Here is a 15,365-nt window from a genome sequence, read left to right as displayed (position 1 = left end):
CTGAAGCCGCTACGGTGGGTCTGACCAGCGCAGACGTCGAGTCGAGAGGCATGACGATGGTCCCGAAGGACACGACCTTCCTCGGCTGGCCCGTGCTGCGCCAGCTCGCCAGCGGTGACTTCCTCGGGCGGGGCGCGTCGGTCACCTCGCGCCGTACCCGCCACATCGAGGCGAGGACGACCACCGCCGACCGCGTGGTGCAGAGCGTGTGCCCCTACTGCGCCGTCGGATGCGGTCAGCGGGTCTTCGTCAAGGACGAGAAGGTCGTCCAGATCGAGGGGGACCCCGACTCCCCGATCAGCCGGGGCCGGCTCTGTCCCAAGGGGGCGGCCAGCGAGCAGCTCGTCAACTCACCCTCACGCCAGACGCACGTGCTCTACCGCGCCCCGCGCGCGACGGACTTCCGGCGGATCGAGCTCGACGAGGCCATCGACATGGTGGCCGACCGGTTCCTCCAGGCGCGCAGCGACGGTTGGCAGGAGCTCGACGGGAAGGGCCGCAGGCTGCGCCGCACGATGGGCATCGCCTCGCTCGGGGGAGCCACCCTCGACAACGAGGAGAACTACCTCATCAAGAAGCTCTTCACCGCCGCTGGCGCGATCCAGATCGAGAACCAGGCGCGTATTTGACACTCCTCCACGGTTCCCAGTCTGGGGGCCTCGTTCGGCCGCGGTGGCGCCACGCAGTCCTTGCAGGACATGGCGAACGCGGACTGCATCATCATCCAGGGCTCCAACATGGCCGAGTGCCATCCCGTGGGGTTCCAGTGGGTCTCCGAGGCGAAGGCCCGGGGAGCGCGGGTCATCCACATCGACCCGCGGTTCACCCGGACGTCCGCGATCGCGGACACCCACGTGCCGATCCGCGCTGGTTCGGACGTCGTGCTCCTCGGCGCGCTCATCAACCACGTGCTGTCCAAGGACCTGTTCTTCCGCGACTACGTCGTCGCCTACACCAACGCGGCGACCCTGGTCAGTGAGGACTTCGTCGACACCGAGGACCTCGACGGGGTCTTCTCGGGCCTCGACCCGGCGACCGGCAAGTACGACATGACGTCGTGGGGGTACGCCGAGCGGGAGGACGCAGGTGGTGCGGTCGGGGACGGCGACACGATCGATGACCCGGGCGGCGACGACGGCGCGAAGGACTCCGCCCGGGCCGCTCCGCACGCCCTGGGCGCGGCCGGAGCGGCGATGGAGCACGCCAAGGTCATCCGGGACGAGACGCTCGAGCACCCGCGCACCGTCTTCCAGGTGCTCAGGCGGCACTACTCCCGCTACACCCCGGAGCTCGTCCGGGAGATGTGCGGCATCCCCGTCGCCCAGTTCCACGAGGTCGCCCGCGCCCTGACCGAGAACTCCGGCCGGGAGCGCACCACGTGCTTCGCGTACGCGCTCGGCTGGACCCAGCACAGCCTCGGCGCGCAGTTCATCCGCACCGCGGCCATCCTCCAGCTGCTCATGGGCAACATGGGTCGCCCGGGCGGCGGCATCATGGCGCTGCGTGGCCACGCGAGCATCCAGGGGTCGACGGACATCCCGACCCTGTTCAACCTGCTGCCCGGCTACCTGCCGATGCCGATGGTCGGGCTGCACGACGGCCTCGAGGAGTACCTCGGGTCGATCTCGTCACCGCGGCAGAAGGGGTTCTGGACCGAGGCGAAGGCCTACACGGCCAGCCTGCTCAAGGCGTGGTGGGGTGATGCCGCGACGCCGGAGAACGACTTCTGCTTCGACTACCTGCCGCGCCTGACCGGGGCCCACGGGACCTACCAGACGGCGATGGCGATGATCGACGACGAGGTCGACGGCTACTTCGTCCTCGGCCAGAACCCGGCGGTGGGATCGGCGCACGGGAAGATGCAGCGGGAGGCGCTCTCGCACCTCAAGTGGATGGTGGTGCGCGACTTCCAGCTCATCGAGACCGCGACGTTCTGGAAGGACGGACCCGAGGTCGCCTCGGGGGAGACCAGCCCCGAGGACATCGAGACGGAGGTCTTCTTCTTCCCGGCCGCCAACCACGTCGAGAAGTCCGGCACGTTCACCCAGACCCAGCGGATGCTCCAGTGGCACCACCAGGCGGTCCGGCCGGTGGATGACGTCCAGAGCGAGCTCGACTTCTTCCACGAGCTCGGGGTGCGCATCCGCGAGCGCCTGCGCGGGTCCACCGACGAGCGGGACCGCCCCCTGCTGGACCTCACGTGGGACTACCCCCGCGACGAGCACGGCGAGGTCGACGCCGAGGCGGTGCTGCGCGAGATCAACGGCCACCACCTCACCGGTGACCGCGCCGGCCAGCTGCTCGACAAGTTCGCCGACATGCGTGCCGACGGGTCCACCGCGGGAGGCTGCTGGATCTACACCGGCGTCTACGCAGGCGGGGTCAACCGGTCGGCCAACCGGGTTGCCGGACGTGACCAGGACGAGGTCGCGGCGGAGTGGGGATGGGCCTGGCCGATGAACCGCCGGATCCTCTACAACCGTGCCTCCGCCGACCCGCAGGGCCGCCCCTGGAGCGAGCGGAAGAAGTACGTCTGGTGGGACGAGACGGAGAGGAAGTGGGTGGGCAAGGACGTCCCCGACTTCCCGGTCGACCGCGACCCGTCGTTCCGCCCCGACCCGGACGTGGGCGGGCCCGCGGCCATCGCCGGTGACGACCCCTTCATCATGCAGGCCGACGGCAAGGGATGGCTCTTCGCGCCGAAGGGCATGGTCGACGGGCCACTGCCCACCCACTACGAGGCGCAGGAGTCGCCGGTCACCAACGTCCTGTACGCCCAGCAGAGCAACCCGAGCCGGCTGGTCTTCCCGCGCAAGGACAACCTGTGGAGCCCGTCCGGTGACGCTGCGGGTGCCGACGTCTACCCCTACGTGTTCACGACCTACCGGCTCACAGAGCACCACACCGCCGGGGGGATGAGCCGCTGGCTGCCGTACCTGTCCGAGCTCCAGCCGGAGATGTTCTGCGAGGTCGCCCCGCAGCTCGCCGAGGAGCGGGGCCTCGTCAACGGCGAGTGGGCGACGCTGGTGTCCGCCCGCAGCGCCATCGAGGCCCGGGTGCTCGTGACCGACCGGATGACCCCGTTGACGATCAACGGCTCCACCGTCCACCAGATCGGGCTGCCCTACCACTGGGGGGTCGGCAAGGACGCCGTCGTCGAGGGTGACGGCGCCAACGACCTGCTCGGCGTCGTCCTCGACCCCAACGTCCAGATCCAGGAGTCGAAGGTCGGGTCCTGCGACATCCGCCCGGGACGACGACCGCACGGCGCGGAGCTCCGGCGGTTCGTCGCCGAGTACCAGTCGCGGGCCGGCACCACCGCCCTGACCGGCTCGGAGCACGCCGACCCGGTGTCCACCGAGATGACGCAACGCCGCGCGGCGACCCGGGACACCGGGGACACGGAGGACACCGGGGACACCGGGGCCACCTCGGACGAGAGCAGAGGAGGGGACTGATGGGCTACCTCGAGCGACAGCTCAGCGGGCGCACGGACCCGGCCCGGGACGCCGGGTGGGTCGACGCGCCCAAGCGCAAGGGCTTCTTCACCGACACCTCGATCTGCATCGGCTGCAAGGCCTGCGAAGTGGCGTGCAAGGAGTGGAACGCCGTGCCGCTCGACGGCCTGGCGCTCTCGGCGAACTCCTACGACAACACCGGGGGGCTCGGCGCCAGCACGTGGCGCCACGTCGCGTTCGTCGAGCAGACCGCCGACCGGATCAGCGCCGCCCGGGAGTCGGGCCGGCGGCTCGTGGAACTTGGGATGCCCGGGGTCGGCGCGCCTGCCGAGCCGTCGTCCCCGACGGGGGCCGCCCCGGCGGGGTACGGCACGCTGCCCGCACCCGTCGACGGGCACGGGCCCGACCTGCGCGACATGCTCAGCGAGACCGTGGCGGTGGAGGACAGGTCCGCCCCGTCCGGCACGACGGTCGACGGCACGCCGATGGTGGGTGCCCTCCCCGAGTTCCGGTGGCTCATGGCCTCGGACGTCTGCAAGCACTGCACGCACGCCGGCTGCCTCGACGTCTGTCCCACCGGCGCCCTCTTCCGCAGCGAGCACGGCACCGTGGTCGTGCAGCCCGACGTGTGCAACGGGTGCGGGTACTGCGTGGGCGCCTGCCCGTTCGGCGTCATCGAGCGGCGGTCCGACAGCAGCACCACCGTGCGTGGCGACGGGCACGTGCCCAACATGGGGGTCGCCCAGAAGTGCACCCTCTGCTACGACCGGCTCGAGCACGACCAGATGCCGGCCTGCGCACAGACCTGCCCCACGACGTCGATCAAGTTCGGCGACCACGACGACATGGTCGCCACCGCCAGGGAACGGGTGGCCCAGCTCCACGAGCAGGGGTTCCCCGAGGCTCGGCTCTACGGTGCCAACGAGAACGACGGGGTCGGCGGCACCGGCTCGGTCTTCCTCCTGCTCGACGAACCGGAGGTCTACGGCCTGCCGCCGGACCCGGTGTGTGCCACCTCGCGCCTGCCCGAGATGTTCCGCACGGCCGGGTACGCCGGCCTCGGCATGCTGGGAGCGGCCGCGGTCGCCTTCCTCGGGAGGCGGGGATGACGACCTCGACCTTCGACAGCTACCGCCCGCCGGACGAGGAAGGTCGGCGCCGCCGGCGCCCGACGCTGCGCGACTCGGTGTCCGGTGCGGCCCGCAGTGTCGCCCGGGGTGGGAGCGGCTGGCTCACCGGGGACGGGGGCGGCCGCCGGGAGGCGCCGGCCGTGCCGGACGTGGAGTTCTCCAGCTACTACGGCCGTTCGGTGGTCAAGCCGATGCCCTGGAAGCACGAGATCCCGGCCTACCTCTTCCTCGGCGGTGTCGCCGCGGGCTCGGGTCTCCTCGGCACCGGTGCCGCCTTCACCGGGCGTGACGTCCTGCGTCGCCGGAGCCGGCTGACGGCGATGACCGCGGTGGCGCTGAGCGGGGCGGCCCTCGTGTCCGACCTCGGACGACCCGAACGCTTCCTCAACATGCTGCGCACGGTGAAGCTCACCTCGCCGATGTCCGTCGGTACCTGGATCTTCTCCGGGTATGCCGCGTGCGCAGGGGTGACGACGGCCGCGGAGGTCGCGCGGATGGTTCCGTCCGACGCCGGCGGAGCGGTGGGTGTCGTGCTGCGGATCCTGGGCGTCGTGGAGGGCACGGCGAGTGTCGGGCAGGCGCTCTTCGCGCCGCCGCTGGCCGCCTACACGGCGGTGCTGCTGTCCGACTCCGCCACCCCGGTGTGGCACGAGAGCCGGGCGCAGCTGCCGTTCGTCTTCGTCGGCTCGGCGGCCATGGCCTCGGCCGGGATCCAGATGATCCTCTCGCCCGTGGACCAGGCGGGGCCGGCGCGACGGCTGGCCCTGCTCGGGGCGGCGAGCGACCTGGTGGCGATGCGGCGCCTCGAGGAGCACCTGGAGTCCCTCGGGATCGATGAGCCGGTCGTCGGGGGAGAGGGCGGCCCCCGGCTCCGCCTCGCCAGGGCCCTGACCGTCGCCGGCGCGCTCGGGACCCTCGCGGCGGGCCGCAGCCGGTGGGTGGCGGTGGCCGCCGGCGCCGCGCTGGCGGGCGGCTCGGCGCTGACCCGGTTCGGTTTCGTCGACGCCGGGCTCGAGTCGGCCCGGGACCCCAGGTACACCGTCGACCTGCAGAAGGCGCGGCTGGAGAAGCGCCGTGCCGACGGCACCGTCCACGACAGCATCGTCACGGCGAGGTGACTCCTCGCCCCGTCACCCCAGGAGGTCGCATGAGCACCACCCGCACCCGTGAGCACGAGGGCAGGGGGGTCGCCGCCGGCAGCACCGGCAACCGGTGGGTCGTCCTCGCCGGTGGTGTCCTCGTCCAGCTCGCCATCGGAGCGGTCTACGCCTGGAGCACGTTCAGCAAGGCGATCCAGGCGGACCCGTCGGCCCTCGAGCTCACCAAGGTCCAGGCCACCATCCCGTTCGAGGTCGCCATCGGCATGATCTTCGTCGGTACCTTCCTCGGAGGTCGCATCCAGGACCGGCGAGGCCCGCGCGTCGTCGCCCTCGTCGGGGTGACGATCTACTCGATCGGGATCATGCTCGCGAGCCTTGCCCGGGACGCGAGTGACCTGTGGCTGCTCGTCCTCGGGTACGGCGTCCTCGGCGGCTTCGGCCTCGGTCTCGCCTACATCGTTCCGATCGCCATGCTCCAGAAGTGGTTCCCCGACAAGCGAGGCCTCATCACCGGCATCGCGGTCGGCGGCTTCGGCTTCGGTGCCGTCATCACCTCTCCTGTCGCGCAGCGGATGATCGAGGGCAGCGCGGACTACCAGCGCTACCCCACGAAGGTCTTCCTCTGGCTCGGCATGTCCTACCTCGTCGCCGGGCTCCTCGGCGCCTCGCTCTTCCGCAACCCGCCGGAGGGCTACACGGTGGCCGCCAGGAAGGGCGTCGACCCGGCCGCGTCCGCGAAGCAGGCGAATGCGGCGGGCCGCGACTTCACCCCGCAGGAGGCTCTCAGCACGCCCCAGTGGTACATCCTCATGCTCACCCTCACGATCTCGGTGACGGCGGGGATCTCGCTCATCTCGGTCGCCGCGGGCACGGCGACCGACGTCGCGGGCCTCAGCGCCGGCGCAGCCGCGACGCTGGTCGGCATCATGGGGCTCTTCAACGGCGGTGGCCGGATCCTGTGGGCAGCCATCTCCGACCGAATCGGCCGGCGCCCTGCCTTCCTCGGGATCCTCGCCATCCAGGGCCTCGCCCTCCTGGCCATCCCGCACGCTGGCAACGCGGCCATCTTCTATGTCCTCTGTGCCCTCGTCTACACCTGCTACGGCGGCGCGTTCGGGACCATGCCGTCCACGGCCGGCGACTTCTTCGGCGTGAAGAACGCCGGCGCGATCTACGGCCTCATGCTCGTCGGCTGGTCCATCGGTGGCGTCGTCGGCCCCTTCCTCATCTCCTGGCTCATCGGGGAGAACGAGGCCTACACCCGGGCCTTCACGGTCGTCGGGATCATCGCCCTCGTCGGCGTCCTCCTGCCGCTCATCGCCAGGCCGCCCGGGAAGGTGGAGACGGCCCCCGTATGAAACGACGGCTCACTCGCGCACGTCGGCCGGTCCGTGGCCGAGCGGAAGGCCGGCCGACCGCCACGCTTCGATCCCGCCGACCACGTCGGTCGCGTCCACCCCGAGCCGACGCAGCGACTCGGCGGCGAAGGAGGAGCTGTAGCCCTGCCGGCACACGAGGACGACCCGCTGCCCCGGGACGGCCTCGGGGATGCGGTGGGGCGAGCTGGGGTCGAGCCGCCACTCGAGGACGGTGCGGTCGACGACCACGGCGCCGGGCACCTCGCCCTGCCTGCAGCGCTGTACGGCAGTTCGGGTGTCCACGAGCAGTGCCCCCCGTCGCTGCGCCTCGACCGCCTCGGTCGGGCTGAGGCGTCCGAGGTCCCGCCGTGCCTGCTCGAGGGCTGCGGAGACCCGGGAGGGCGATGAAGAGGGCTCGCTCATGCCACTGCGACGACGACGCGCTCGCCCAGCGAGCCCGCGGGCACGGTCTCACCGACGACCGGGAAACCGGGCACCTCACCCACGACGAGCAACCCGCCGGAGGTCTGCGCGTCGGCCAGGAGGAGCAGCTCGTCCTCGTCGACCCCGGGGGCGACGGCCAGGTGCGGCCGCACCCAGTCGAGGTTGCGACGCGAGCCGCCCGGGACGTGACCGTCCGCGAGCGCCTCCCGGGCCCCCTCGACGTAGGGCACGGCGCTCGAGTCGACCCGGGCGGCGACACCGGAGGCTCGGCCCATCTTGAACAGGTGACCGAGCAACCCGAACCCGGTGACGTCGGTGGCGGCACGGACACCGGCCTCGAGGGCGGCTCGCGAGGCATCCCGGTTGAGGGTGGTCATGACGGCGACCGCCTCGGCACTCGTCTCCCCGGTCGCCTTGTGGCGGTTGTTGAGCACGCCGAGCCCCAGCGGTTTCGTGAGGCTGATGGGCAGCCCGGCCCGGGCGGCATCGTTGCGCATCAGCCGCTCCGGGTCGGCCGTGCCGGTCACTGCCATCCCGTAGACGGGCTCGGGTCCGTCGATGCTGTGCCCGCCGAGGACCGGGCAGTCGGCCTCCATCGCCACGTCGAGGCCGCCGCGCAGGACCTCACGCAGCAGCTCCATGGGCAGCAGCTCGCGTGGCCACGCCACGATGTTGATCGCCATGACGGGCGTGCCCCCCATGGCGTAGACGTCGGAGAGGGCGTTCGCCGCCGCGATCCTGCCCCAGTCGTATGCGTCGTCGACGACGGGTGTGAAGAAGTCAGCGGTGGAGAGGACCGCCAGGCCGCCACTGACCCGGACGACGGCGGCGTCATCCCCGTCGTCCAAACCGACGAGCACCTCGACGGCACCCCGCCACGAAGCATGCTGACGGCGCTCCTGCAGCTGGGCGACGAGCGCCTCGAGCTCACCGGCCGGGATCTTGCAGGCGCAGCCACCACCGCGCGCGAACTGGGTCAGGCGTCGGGCCTCCATGCGCACCGAGCCTAGCCACGTGTCTAGGCTGGGTGGCGGAGGCGTCTGGGTTCCTGGTGGGCCCCCCGGTCTTCAACACCGGTGAGACCGAGCACCTCGGTCTGGCGGGTTCGATTCCCGTCCGTCTCCGCCACACGTGGGGGATCCGTCGGTTCCCTCGTCGGACGAAGGGAGTGTGGGTGAACGACGCCGATCCACGTCGTGCGATTCCCCGCACCGACGTCCTCCTCGGCGAGGCGCGCCTGCTCGCCGCGGCGCACCACCTCGGCCCCGACACCGTGCGACGGGCGGTCATCTCCGCGCAGGGTCGCGCCCGACGCGGCGAGATCCTCCCGGCCGACGTGCTCGACGCCGCCGTCGCGGTCCTGCGGGGGAGTCCGTCCTCGCTGACGCCGGTGCTCAACGCGACCGGCGTGGTGGTCCACACCAACATCGGGCGGGCGCCGCTCTCACCCGCGGCGGTGGACGCGCTCACCGACGCCTCGGGCCACGTCGACGTCGAGATGGACCTCCGGACGGGTGAGCGGGGCCGCCGGGGAGCCGCGGCGGTGGCCGCGCTCCTCGAGGCCGTTCCTGATGCGGAGGCCGCCCTGGTCGTCAACAACGGTGCGGCGGCACTCGTCCTCGCCACCACCGCGCTGGCCTCCGGCCGCGACGTGGTCGTCTCCCGGGGCGAGATGGTCGAGATCGGCGACGGCTTCCGCCTGCCCGACCTCATCGCCTCCACCGGGGCCCGGCTGCGCGAGGTGGGGACGACCAACCGCACCCACTCACGCGACTACCTCGACGCTGTGGGTCCGGACACCGGGTGCATCCTCAAGGTACACCCGAGCAACTTCCGCCTCGACGGCTTCGTCGCCTCCGTCGGACTCGAGGGCCTGCGGGACGTGCGGCGACCCGACGGCTCGGTCGTGCCCGTGGTCGCGGACATCGGATCGGGTCTGCTCACCCACGATCCGGTCCTCCCGCAGGAGCCGGACGCCACGACGTCGCTGCGCGCCGGCGCGACGCTTGTCACCGCGAGCGGTGACAAGCTGTTGGGTGGACCGCAGTCCGGGCTCCTCCTCGGCGAGCGGGCGACCGTCGAGCGCCTGCGGCGGCACCCCCTCGCGAGGGCGCTCCGGGTCGACAAGCTCACCCTCGCCGCCCTGGAGGCGACGCTGCGCGGCCCGGTGACGCCGGTGACGTCCGCGCTGCACCTGACCGCCGACCAACTCCGTCCTCGCACCGACGCCCTCGCCCGCGCGCTCGGCCGTGAGGTCGTCGCCGTCGTGGGGCGTGTCGGCGGCGGGGGCGCTCCCGGCGTCCCCCTGCCGGGATGGGCGGTGGCGGTGCCGGTGGCCGTCGTGCCACGGTTGCGAGCACCGACGGAGGACGTCCCGGTCGTGCTCGCCCGGGTCGAGGACGGCCGTGGCCTCGTCGACCTGCGCTGCGTCCCGCCGGACCGGGACGCCGACGTCGAACGCGCCCTTCGGGCCGCGCTCGTGGCCACGGGCGGGTCCCCGGAACCATGAGGTGGGTCCTCGCCACCGCCGGCCACGTCGACCACGGCAAGTCCACCCTGGTGCGGGCCCTCACCGGACGCGATCCCGACCGGCTGCGCGAGGAGAAGGCGCGGGGGCTGACGATCGAGCTCGGCTTCGCCTGGACCACCCTGCCCGGGGGCGCCGAGGTGGCGTTCGTCGACGTCCCCGGCCACCAGCGGTTCGTCGGGACGATGCTCGCCGGGCTCGGGCCCGCGCCGGCCGTCGTCTTCGTCGTCGCGGCCGACCAGGGCTGGCAGGCCCAGAGCTCCGAGCACCTCGCCGCCGTGCAGGCCCTGGGGATCCGCGACGGGGTCCTCGTGATCACCCGGTGCGACCTCGCGGACGAGAGCCGGCAGTCCCAGGTCGCTGCCGAGGCGTCCCGCCGGCTGGCGGCTGCGGGGCTGACCGTCGCCACCGTCCGGGTGTCGGCGACGGCCGGATGGGGTCTCGACCTCCTCGTCGAGGCACTGGGCGCACTCACGACGCGCCTCCCGGCACCGGACACCGGGAGCCCCGTCCGGCTGTGGACCGACCGGTCCTTCTCGATCGCCGGCGCGGGAACCGTGGTCACGGGCACGCTGGGGTCCGGCGCCGTGCACGTGGGTGACCGACTCGCGCTCCTCGACGGCGGGCGGGTACACGAGGTCACCGTCCGCGGGCTGCACAGCCAGGACGTCCCGCGCCAGAGCGTGGGGCCGGTCTCCAGGGTGGCCGTCAACCTGCGCCGGGTCGGGTCCAGGGCGCTGGGCCGCTCCGCCGTCCTGTTGACGCCGGGGGCGTTCGCGCTCGGGACCGTCGTGGACGTCGAGCTGGCGGCCGTGGAGGAGAGCACGGAGGCCGCGTGGTCCTCCCGCCGAGGGCCCGGCGACGCGCCCAGGGCGGCCGTCCTGCACGTCGGGTCCGCTGACGTGCAGGTGACCGTGCGCCGCCTCGGCGACCGCCACGCTCGGATCACGGCGCAGGAGGTCCTGCCCTGGCGGGTCGGTGACCGCGCGATCCTGCGAGAGCCCGGCAGCCGCAGGCTCTGGTCCCTGAGGGTCGTCGACGTCGACCCGCTGCCGCTGCGCAGGCGCGGGGCCGGGTCCGCGCGAGGGTCCCACCTCTGCGCCGACCGGGCCCCGGCTGACCTCAGGCTCGAGGCGCGAGGCGGTGACCACCCGCTCCTCCTGCGACGACTCGGCCTCCCGGATCCGGACGGCGGAGTCCGGGTGGGGGCCTGGTGGTTCGACCCGGCGACCCTCTCGACGTGGACGGGCGTCGTATGCGAGACGGTGGCTGCGCACCAGGCCGCCCACCCGCTCAGCCCGGGCCCGGCCACGGTCGAGGTGCTGCACCTGCTGCGCCTGCCCGGCCATCTCCGTTCGGCCGCCGACGGCGGCACACTCGCCCCCGGAATCGCGGCGCCGGGGGCCGAGCTCGTGCGGCATCTCGCCGAGCGGGCAGGCCTGGCGGTGACCGCGGGGTGCGTCCACCCGTCGGGCGCGTCAGGCCTGGGCCCCGCCGAGCAGGGCGTCAGCACGGTCGAGCGGGCGCTGCGGGAGTCGCCCTTCGACGCGCCGGACCGGGACCGCCTCTGCGAGCTCGGACTCGGCGCCCGCGAGCTCGCCGCGGCACAGCGGACGGGACGGCTGCTGCGACTGGCCGACGACGTCGTGCTGCTGCCGGACGGCCCGGCCAGGGCGATGCGTGTCCTCACCTGCCTCGACCAGCCGTTCACTCTCAGTGCTGCCAGGCAGGCCCTGGCGACGACGCGCCGGGTCGCGGTCCCGTTGCTCGAGCACCTCGACGAGCGCGGCTGGACCCGCCGCCTCGACGGTCAGCTGCGCACCGTCGTCCGCTGAGCGATGGACCTCAGGGCGTCAGCGGGCGCAGCCGGGGCGTGATGACGACGTCGCCGGGGTCGAGCCAGGGGGAGACCACGCGGTGGATGGCCGCGACGGTGGCGGGGTCCGCGAGGGGTGACGCCGACCTGCAGTCGAAGGTAGGTCCCGGGGGCGCTGCCTAGGCACTGCGCCGGCGCCAGCGGTGCCTCGCCGAGCGCCTCCTGGGCGGCAAGCATGTCCGCGTGGGTGGCGACGTCGCGCTGCTCGACGCAGAGCGTGCCAGCCCAGAGCCGTCGGAGCCGGGCCCAGGCCGACCCGGCCTCGCCGGTGACGACGACGTTCATGAACGCCCGGCCGTCGGAGACCCACGAGGCGACGTAGCCGTCCATCCCCTCGAGGTGACGGCCCAGGGCGTCCTTGGCCCGGGTGTCGGCCCGGGCGCCGGCCGCGGCGCTCGCCTCGGCGCCGCGCAACGGGTGCTCGCAGAGCGCGGGGAACTCGTCGTGCTGCGCCGGCGTCTCGACAACCGCGCACGGGGGTGGCAGGTCGCTCGGCGGTCGGGTGAGGGTGAAGGTGTCGCCGTCGTAGGTCCCCGTGACGAACGTCCTGTCGACCCAGATGACCCCGGAGGCCTCGGTCGCGTCGGTGACGTCGGCCCAGTCCCAGCCGACGATCCGCGGCCCGCCGGACTGGGGCGGGTAGGACTGCGCGACGCCGCCGACGCAGAGCTCCGGCGGGGACGACGGGTCGCGCTGGAGCACCGTCGCCGCGGTCCAGACCTCATCCGACGGCGCGGGTGAGCCGCTCGCGGTCGCCGACGGCCGCGCCGGGGCGGGGGTGGGGCCCGTAGGGGCACCACCGCCACCGAGCGGCGAGACCGCGAGCACGATCGTGCCGACGACGGTGGCGCAGGTCCCGGTGCGGGTCGCGCCACTGGGACGCAGCCCGCCGCCCGACCGGTTCCCTGTCGTGAGCCGGTGCCACGATGGGCCCATGCACGCCTTCCACGCCGCCACCCACACCGCGGACTGAGTCGCCGTGGAGCAGCGCATCTCCTTCGTCACCCTCGGGGTGCACGACCTCGACGCGACCCGGCGCTTCTACGTCGACGGGCTCGGCTGGGAGCCCGAGCTCGACGTCGAGGGGGACGTCCTCATGTTTCGCGCAGGTCCCCAGCTCGTCCTGTCGCTCTGGGACCGCGGGCACTTCGAGGCCGAGGTCGGCCCGTTGTCAGACTCCACGGGCATCCTGCCCATCACCCTCGCCCACAACGTCTCCAACGTCTCCGAGGTCGACGCGGTCCTCGAGGTCGCCCGTGCCGCCGGCTCCTCGGACGTCGCCTCCGGCGTCGAGCGCGAGTGGGGCGGCTACACCGGGTACTTCGCCGACCCCGACGGGTTTCGCTGGGAGGTGGCGTTCAACCCCGGCCCGGTGGGGCAGCTCGTCCTCCCGGCCGTGTCCGACACCACCTGAGCGGTGGTCCGCGCGGGGCGGGGTGCCTGAGAGACTGGGGCGCGGGTCCCACGCTCTGCGGGGGCCGGCATACCCACTTTCGTTCAAGGACCTCCCTGTGCCCCCACGCAAGCGCCCCACGGGTGCCACGATCATCGCCGTCGCCAACCAGAAGGGCGGCGTCGCCAAGACCACGTCGGTCGCCTCGCTCGGTGCCGCCTTCGCCGAGCTCGGCAAGCGCGTGCTGCTCGTCGACCTCGACGCCCAGGCCTGCCTGACCTTCAGCCTCGGCGTCGACCCCGACGAGGTCGAGGAGTCGATCCACCACGTCCTCCTCGGTCAGGCCGAGCTGGCCGACGTCGTCGTCGAGTGCGAGGACGGCGTGCACCTCGTCCCCAGCTCGATCGACCTCGCCGGCACCGAGGCCGTGCTCCTCGGGCGCCCGGCGCGCGAGTACGTCCTGCAGACGGCGCTTGAGAGCGCCCGCAAGGACTACGACATCGTGCTCATCGACTGCTCGCCCAGCCTGGGGGTGCTCACCCTCAACGCCCTCACCGCGGCGGGCGGTCTCATCATCCCGATGCCCTGCGAGATGCTCAGCCACCGCGGCGTCGGGCAGCTGCTCGACACCGTCGCCGACGTCAAGAAGATCCTCAACAAGAAGCTCAAGGTCATCGGCATCCTCCCGACCCTCTTCGACGGACGCAGCAACCACGCGCGGGAGGTGCTCTCCGACGTCGGCGAGCGCTACGGCCTGCCCGTGCTCTCGCCGCCGATCCCACGCACCGTGCGCTTCGCCGAGGCCCCCGCGGTGGGGCGCTCGATCCTCGCGACGTCACGCACGTCCAAGGGGGCCCGCGCCTACCGGGACGTCGCGGCCTCGCTCCTGCCGCAGCTGTAACCGACACCCGAGAGGGCGGATCGCGAGGTCCAGAGCGGGCGCTCACCGGGGTTACGGTGGGGGCATGCCCACCAAGACCAACGCACTGTCCGTGCCCTCTGCCTCCGCGCCCTTCGAGGCCGTGGAGATCGACCGTCGAGACCTCCGCGACGACGACGTCCGCATCGACATCGCCTTCGCCGGCATCTGCCACAGCGACATCCACACCGTCCGCGACGAGTGGGGCGCCGCCCACTACCCGATCGTCACCGGCCACGAGATCGCCGGAACGGTCAGCGCCGTCGGCGACGGTGTCACGAGGTTCTCCGTCGGCGACCGCGTCGGCGTCGGCTGCCTCGTCGACTCGTGCGCCGAGTGCGAGAACTGCAAGAACGGCCAGGAGCAGTTCTGCTCCAAGGGCTCGGTCGGCACCTACAACGCCAAGAACTACGACGGTGAGTGGGCCGCCGGTGGCTACAGCCAGCAGATCGTCGTCACCGAGCGCATGGTCGTGCGGGTCCCCGAGGGCATCGAGCTCGACGAGGCGGCACCGCTGCTCTGCGCCGGCATCACGACCTACTCGCCGCTGAAGCGCTGGGGCTCCGGTCCCGGCCGCAAGGTCGCCGTCGTCGGTGTCGGCGGGCTCGGCCACATGGGCGTCAAGCTCGCCGCGGCCATGGGGGCCGAGGTCTCCACGCTCTCCCGTTCGGCCGCGAAGGCCGAGGACGCCAAGGCGCTCGGCTCGAGCAACCACATCGCGACGAGCGACAAGGCAGCGATGCGCGAGGCCCGTGGCAGCTTCGACCTCATCCTCAACACGGTGAGTGCCGACCTCGACATGGAGGCGTACCTGCGTCTCCTGCGCCCCAACGGTGCCCTCGTCAACGTCGGCCTCCCGCCGAGCAACCTCTCGGTCAAGCCGGGGAGCCTCATCATCGGCAACAAGGCGATCTCCGGCAGCAACATCGGGGGCATCGGCGAGACCCAGGAGATGCTCGACTTCTGCGCCGAGCACGGCATCGGAGCGAGCGTCGAGCGGCTGGACGCGAGCGACACGACGACCATCGACGCGGCCTACGACGAGGTCGTGGCGGGCACGGTGCGCTACCGCTACGTCATCGACACCTCGACGATCACCCCCGGCTGACCGCCCGCCACACCTTTCCCGCCCCCGGCGGGCCCGGGGCAAGAGAACAGTT

At 72.6% G+C, this 15,365-nt stretch carries 12 protein-coding genes and 1 tRNA gene; 10 read left to right on the top strand and 3 right to left on the bottom strand.

Features of this window, described 5'->3' with window-relative positions:
- The first annotated feature begins 56 nt into the window (after positions 1 to 56).
- From fdh to AC3EU2_RS02830, 4 genes are read left to right on the top strand one after another with little or no spacing between them, the layout of a single operon-like run.
- Positions 57 to 3,458 carry a formate dehydrogenase gene (gene fdh, locus AC3EU2_RS02845; protein ID WP_488179428.1) on the top strand — a complete coding sequence of 1,134 codons (3,402 nt, stop codon included), beginning with the start codon at positions 57 to 59 and terminating at the stop codon, positions 3,456 to 3,458.
- Complete coding sequence (locus AC3EU2_RS02840; RefSeq protein WP_488178230.1) at positions 3,458 to 4,567, top strand: 4Fe-4S dicluster domain-containing protein; 1,110 nt, start codon at positions 3,458 to 3,460, stop codon at positions 4,565 to 4,567. The genes fdh and AC3EU2_RS02840 overlap by 1 nt, the downstream gene beginning before the upstream one ends.
- On the top strand, positions 4,564 to 5,706 hold the full coding sequence (gene nrfD / locus AC3EU2_RS02835; RefSeq protein WP_488178229.1) for an NrfD/PsrC family molybdoenzyme membrane anchor subunit: 1,143 nt from the start codon (positions 4,564 to 4,566) through the stop codon (positions 5,704 to 5,706). Before AC3EU2_RS02840 ends, nrfD begins: the two co-directional genes overlap by 4 nt.
- A gap of 29 nt (positions 5,707 to 5,735) precedes the next feature.
- Complete coding sequence (locus AC3EU2_RS02830; RefSeq protein ID WP_488178228.1) at positions 5,736 to 7,046, top strand: L-lactate MFS transporter; 1,311 nt, start codon at positions 5,736 to 5,738, stop codon at positions 7,044 to 7,046.
- 9 nt (positions 7,047 to 7,055) lie between these two features.
- On the opposite strand, the gene AC3EU2_RS02825 is transcribed toward AC3EU2_RS02830, so the two are convergent.
- Together AC3EU2_RS02825 and selD are read right to left on the bottom strand one after the other, a co-directional pair.
- A complete protein-coding gene (locus AC3EU2_RS02825; RefSeq protein WP_488178227.1) occupies positions 7,056 to 7,469 on the bottom strand; it encodes a rhodanese-like domain-containing protein in 414 nt (137 codons plus the stop codon).
- A complete protein-coding gene (gene selD, locus AC3EU2_RS02820; protein ID WP_488178226.1) occupies positions 7,466 to 8,485 on the bottom strand; it encodes a selenide, water dikinase SelD in 1,020 nt (339 codons plus the stop codon). The genes AC3EU2_RS02825 and selD overlap by 4 nt, the downstream gene beginning before the upstream one ends.
- A 37-nt stretch (positions 8,486 to 8,522) precedes the next feature.
- Between selD and AC3EU2_RS02815 the strand changes: the two genes are divergently transcribed.
- From AC3EU2_RS02815 to AC3EU2_RS02805, 3 genes are all read left to right on the top strand, one after another.
- Positions 8,523 to 8,618, top strand: a tRNA-Sec gene (locus AC3EU2_RS02815).
- Between the two features lie 46 nt (positions 8,619 to 8,664).
- Positions 8,665 to 9,999 carry an L-seryl-tRNA(Sec) selenium transferase gene (gene selA, locus AC3EU2_RS02810; RefSeq protein WP_488178225.1) on the top strand — a complete coding sequence of 445 codons (1,335 nt, stop codon included), beginning with the start codon at positions 8,665 to 8,667 and terminating at the stop codon, positions 9,997 to 9,999.
- Positions 9,996 to 11,852 carry a SelB domain-containing protein gene (locus AC3EU2_RS02805; RefSeq protein ID WP_488178224.1) on the top strand — a complete coding sequence of 619 codons (1,857 nt, stop codon included), beginning with the start codon at positions 9,996 to 9,998 and terminating at the stop codon, positions 11,850 to 11,852. Before selA ends, AC3EU2_RS02805 begins: the two co-directional genes overlap by 4 nt.
- Here AC3EU2_RS02805 and AC3EU2_RS02800 read toward each other — a convergent pair.
- A complete protein-coding gene (locus AC3EU2_RS02800; RefSeq protein WP_488178223.1) occupies positions 11,828 to 12,829 on the bottom strand; it encodes a hypothetical protein in 1,002 nt (333 codons plus the stop codon). The genes AC3EU2_RS02805 and AC3EU2_RS02800 overlap by 25 nt on opposite strands.
- A 43-nt stretch (positions 12,830 to 12,872) precedes the next feature.
- Between AC3EU2_RS02800 and AC3EU2_RS02795 the strand changes: the two genes are divergently transcribed.
- The 3 genes from AC3EU2_RS02795 to AC3EU2_RS02785 all read left to right on the top strand — a co-directional run bounded on the left by AC3EU2_RS02795 (position 12,873) and on the right by AC3EU2_RS02785 (position 15,313).
- Entirely contained in the window at positions 12,873 to 13,307 is a 435-nt protein-coding gene (locus AC3EU2_RS02795) for a VOC family protein (protein WP_488178222.1), read from the top strand.
- Positions 13,308 to 13,404: 97 nt separating this feature from the next.
- The gene (locus AC3EU2_RS02790) at positions 13,405 to 14,187 is read left to right on the top strand and encodes a ParA family protein (protein ID WP_488178221.1); all 783 of its coding nucleotides are present in this window, start codon (positions 13,405 to 13,407) and stop codon (positions 14,185 to 14,187) included.
- 64 nt (positions 14,188 to 14,251) lie between these two features.
- Positions 14,252 to 15,313, top strand: a complete 1,062-nt coding sequence (locus tag AC3EU2_RS02785; RefSeq protein ID WP_488178220.1) for an NAD(P)-dependent alcohol dehydrogenase — start codon at positions 14,252 to 14,254, stop codon at positions 15,311 to 15,313.
- The last annotated feature ends 52 nt before the right edge of the window (positions 15,314 to 15,365 follow it).

Source organism: Knoellia sp. B-D-2 (assembly GCF_057714695.1).
This window is presented reverse-complemented; position numbering and strand designations above follow the sequence as displayed.

Excerpts from the sequence above, each read along its gene's own strand:
- AC3EU2_RS02830 (WP_488178228.1), top strand. The coding sequence starts at position 5,736 with ATGAGCACCACCCGCACCCGTGAGCACGAGGGCAGGGGGGTCGCCGCC.
- AC3EU2_RS02785 (WP_488178220.1), top strand. The coding sequence starts at position 14,252 with ATGCCCACCAAGACCAACGCACTGTCCGTGCCCTCTGCCTCCGCGCCC.
- selD (WP_488178226.1), bottom strand. The coding sequence starts at position 8,485 with ATGGAGGCCCGACGCCTGACCCAGTTCGCGCGCGGTGGTGGCTGCGCC.
- AC3EU2_RS02800 (WP_488178223.1), bottom strand. The coding sequence starts at position 12,829 with ATGGGCCCATCGTGGCACCGGCTCACGACAGGGAACCGGTCGGGCGGC.
- AC3EU2_RS02805 (WP_488178224.1), top strand. The coding sequence starts at position 9,996 with ATGAGGTGGGTCCTCGCCACCGCCGGCCACGTCGACCACGGCAAGTCC.
- AC3EU2_RS02825 (WP_488178227.1), bottom strand. The coding sequence starts at position 7,469 with ATGAGCGAGCCCTCTTCATCGCCCTCCCGGGTCTCCGCAGCCCTCGAG.
- AC3EU2_RS02840 (WP_488178230.1), top strand. The coding sequence starts at position 3,458 with ATGGGCTACCTCGAGCGACAGCTCAGCGGGCGCACGGACCCGGCCCGG.
- nrfD (WP_488178229.1), top strand. The coding sequence starts at position 4,564 with ATGACGACCTCGACCTTCGACAGCTACCGCCCGCCGGACGAGGAAGGT.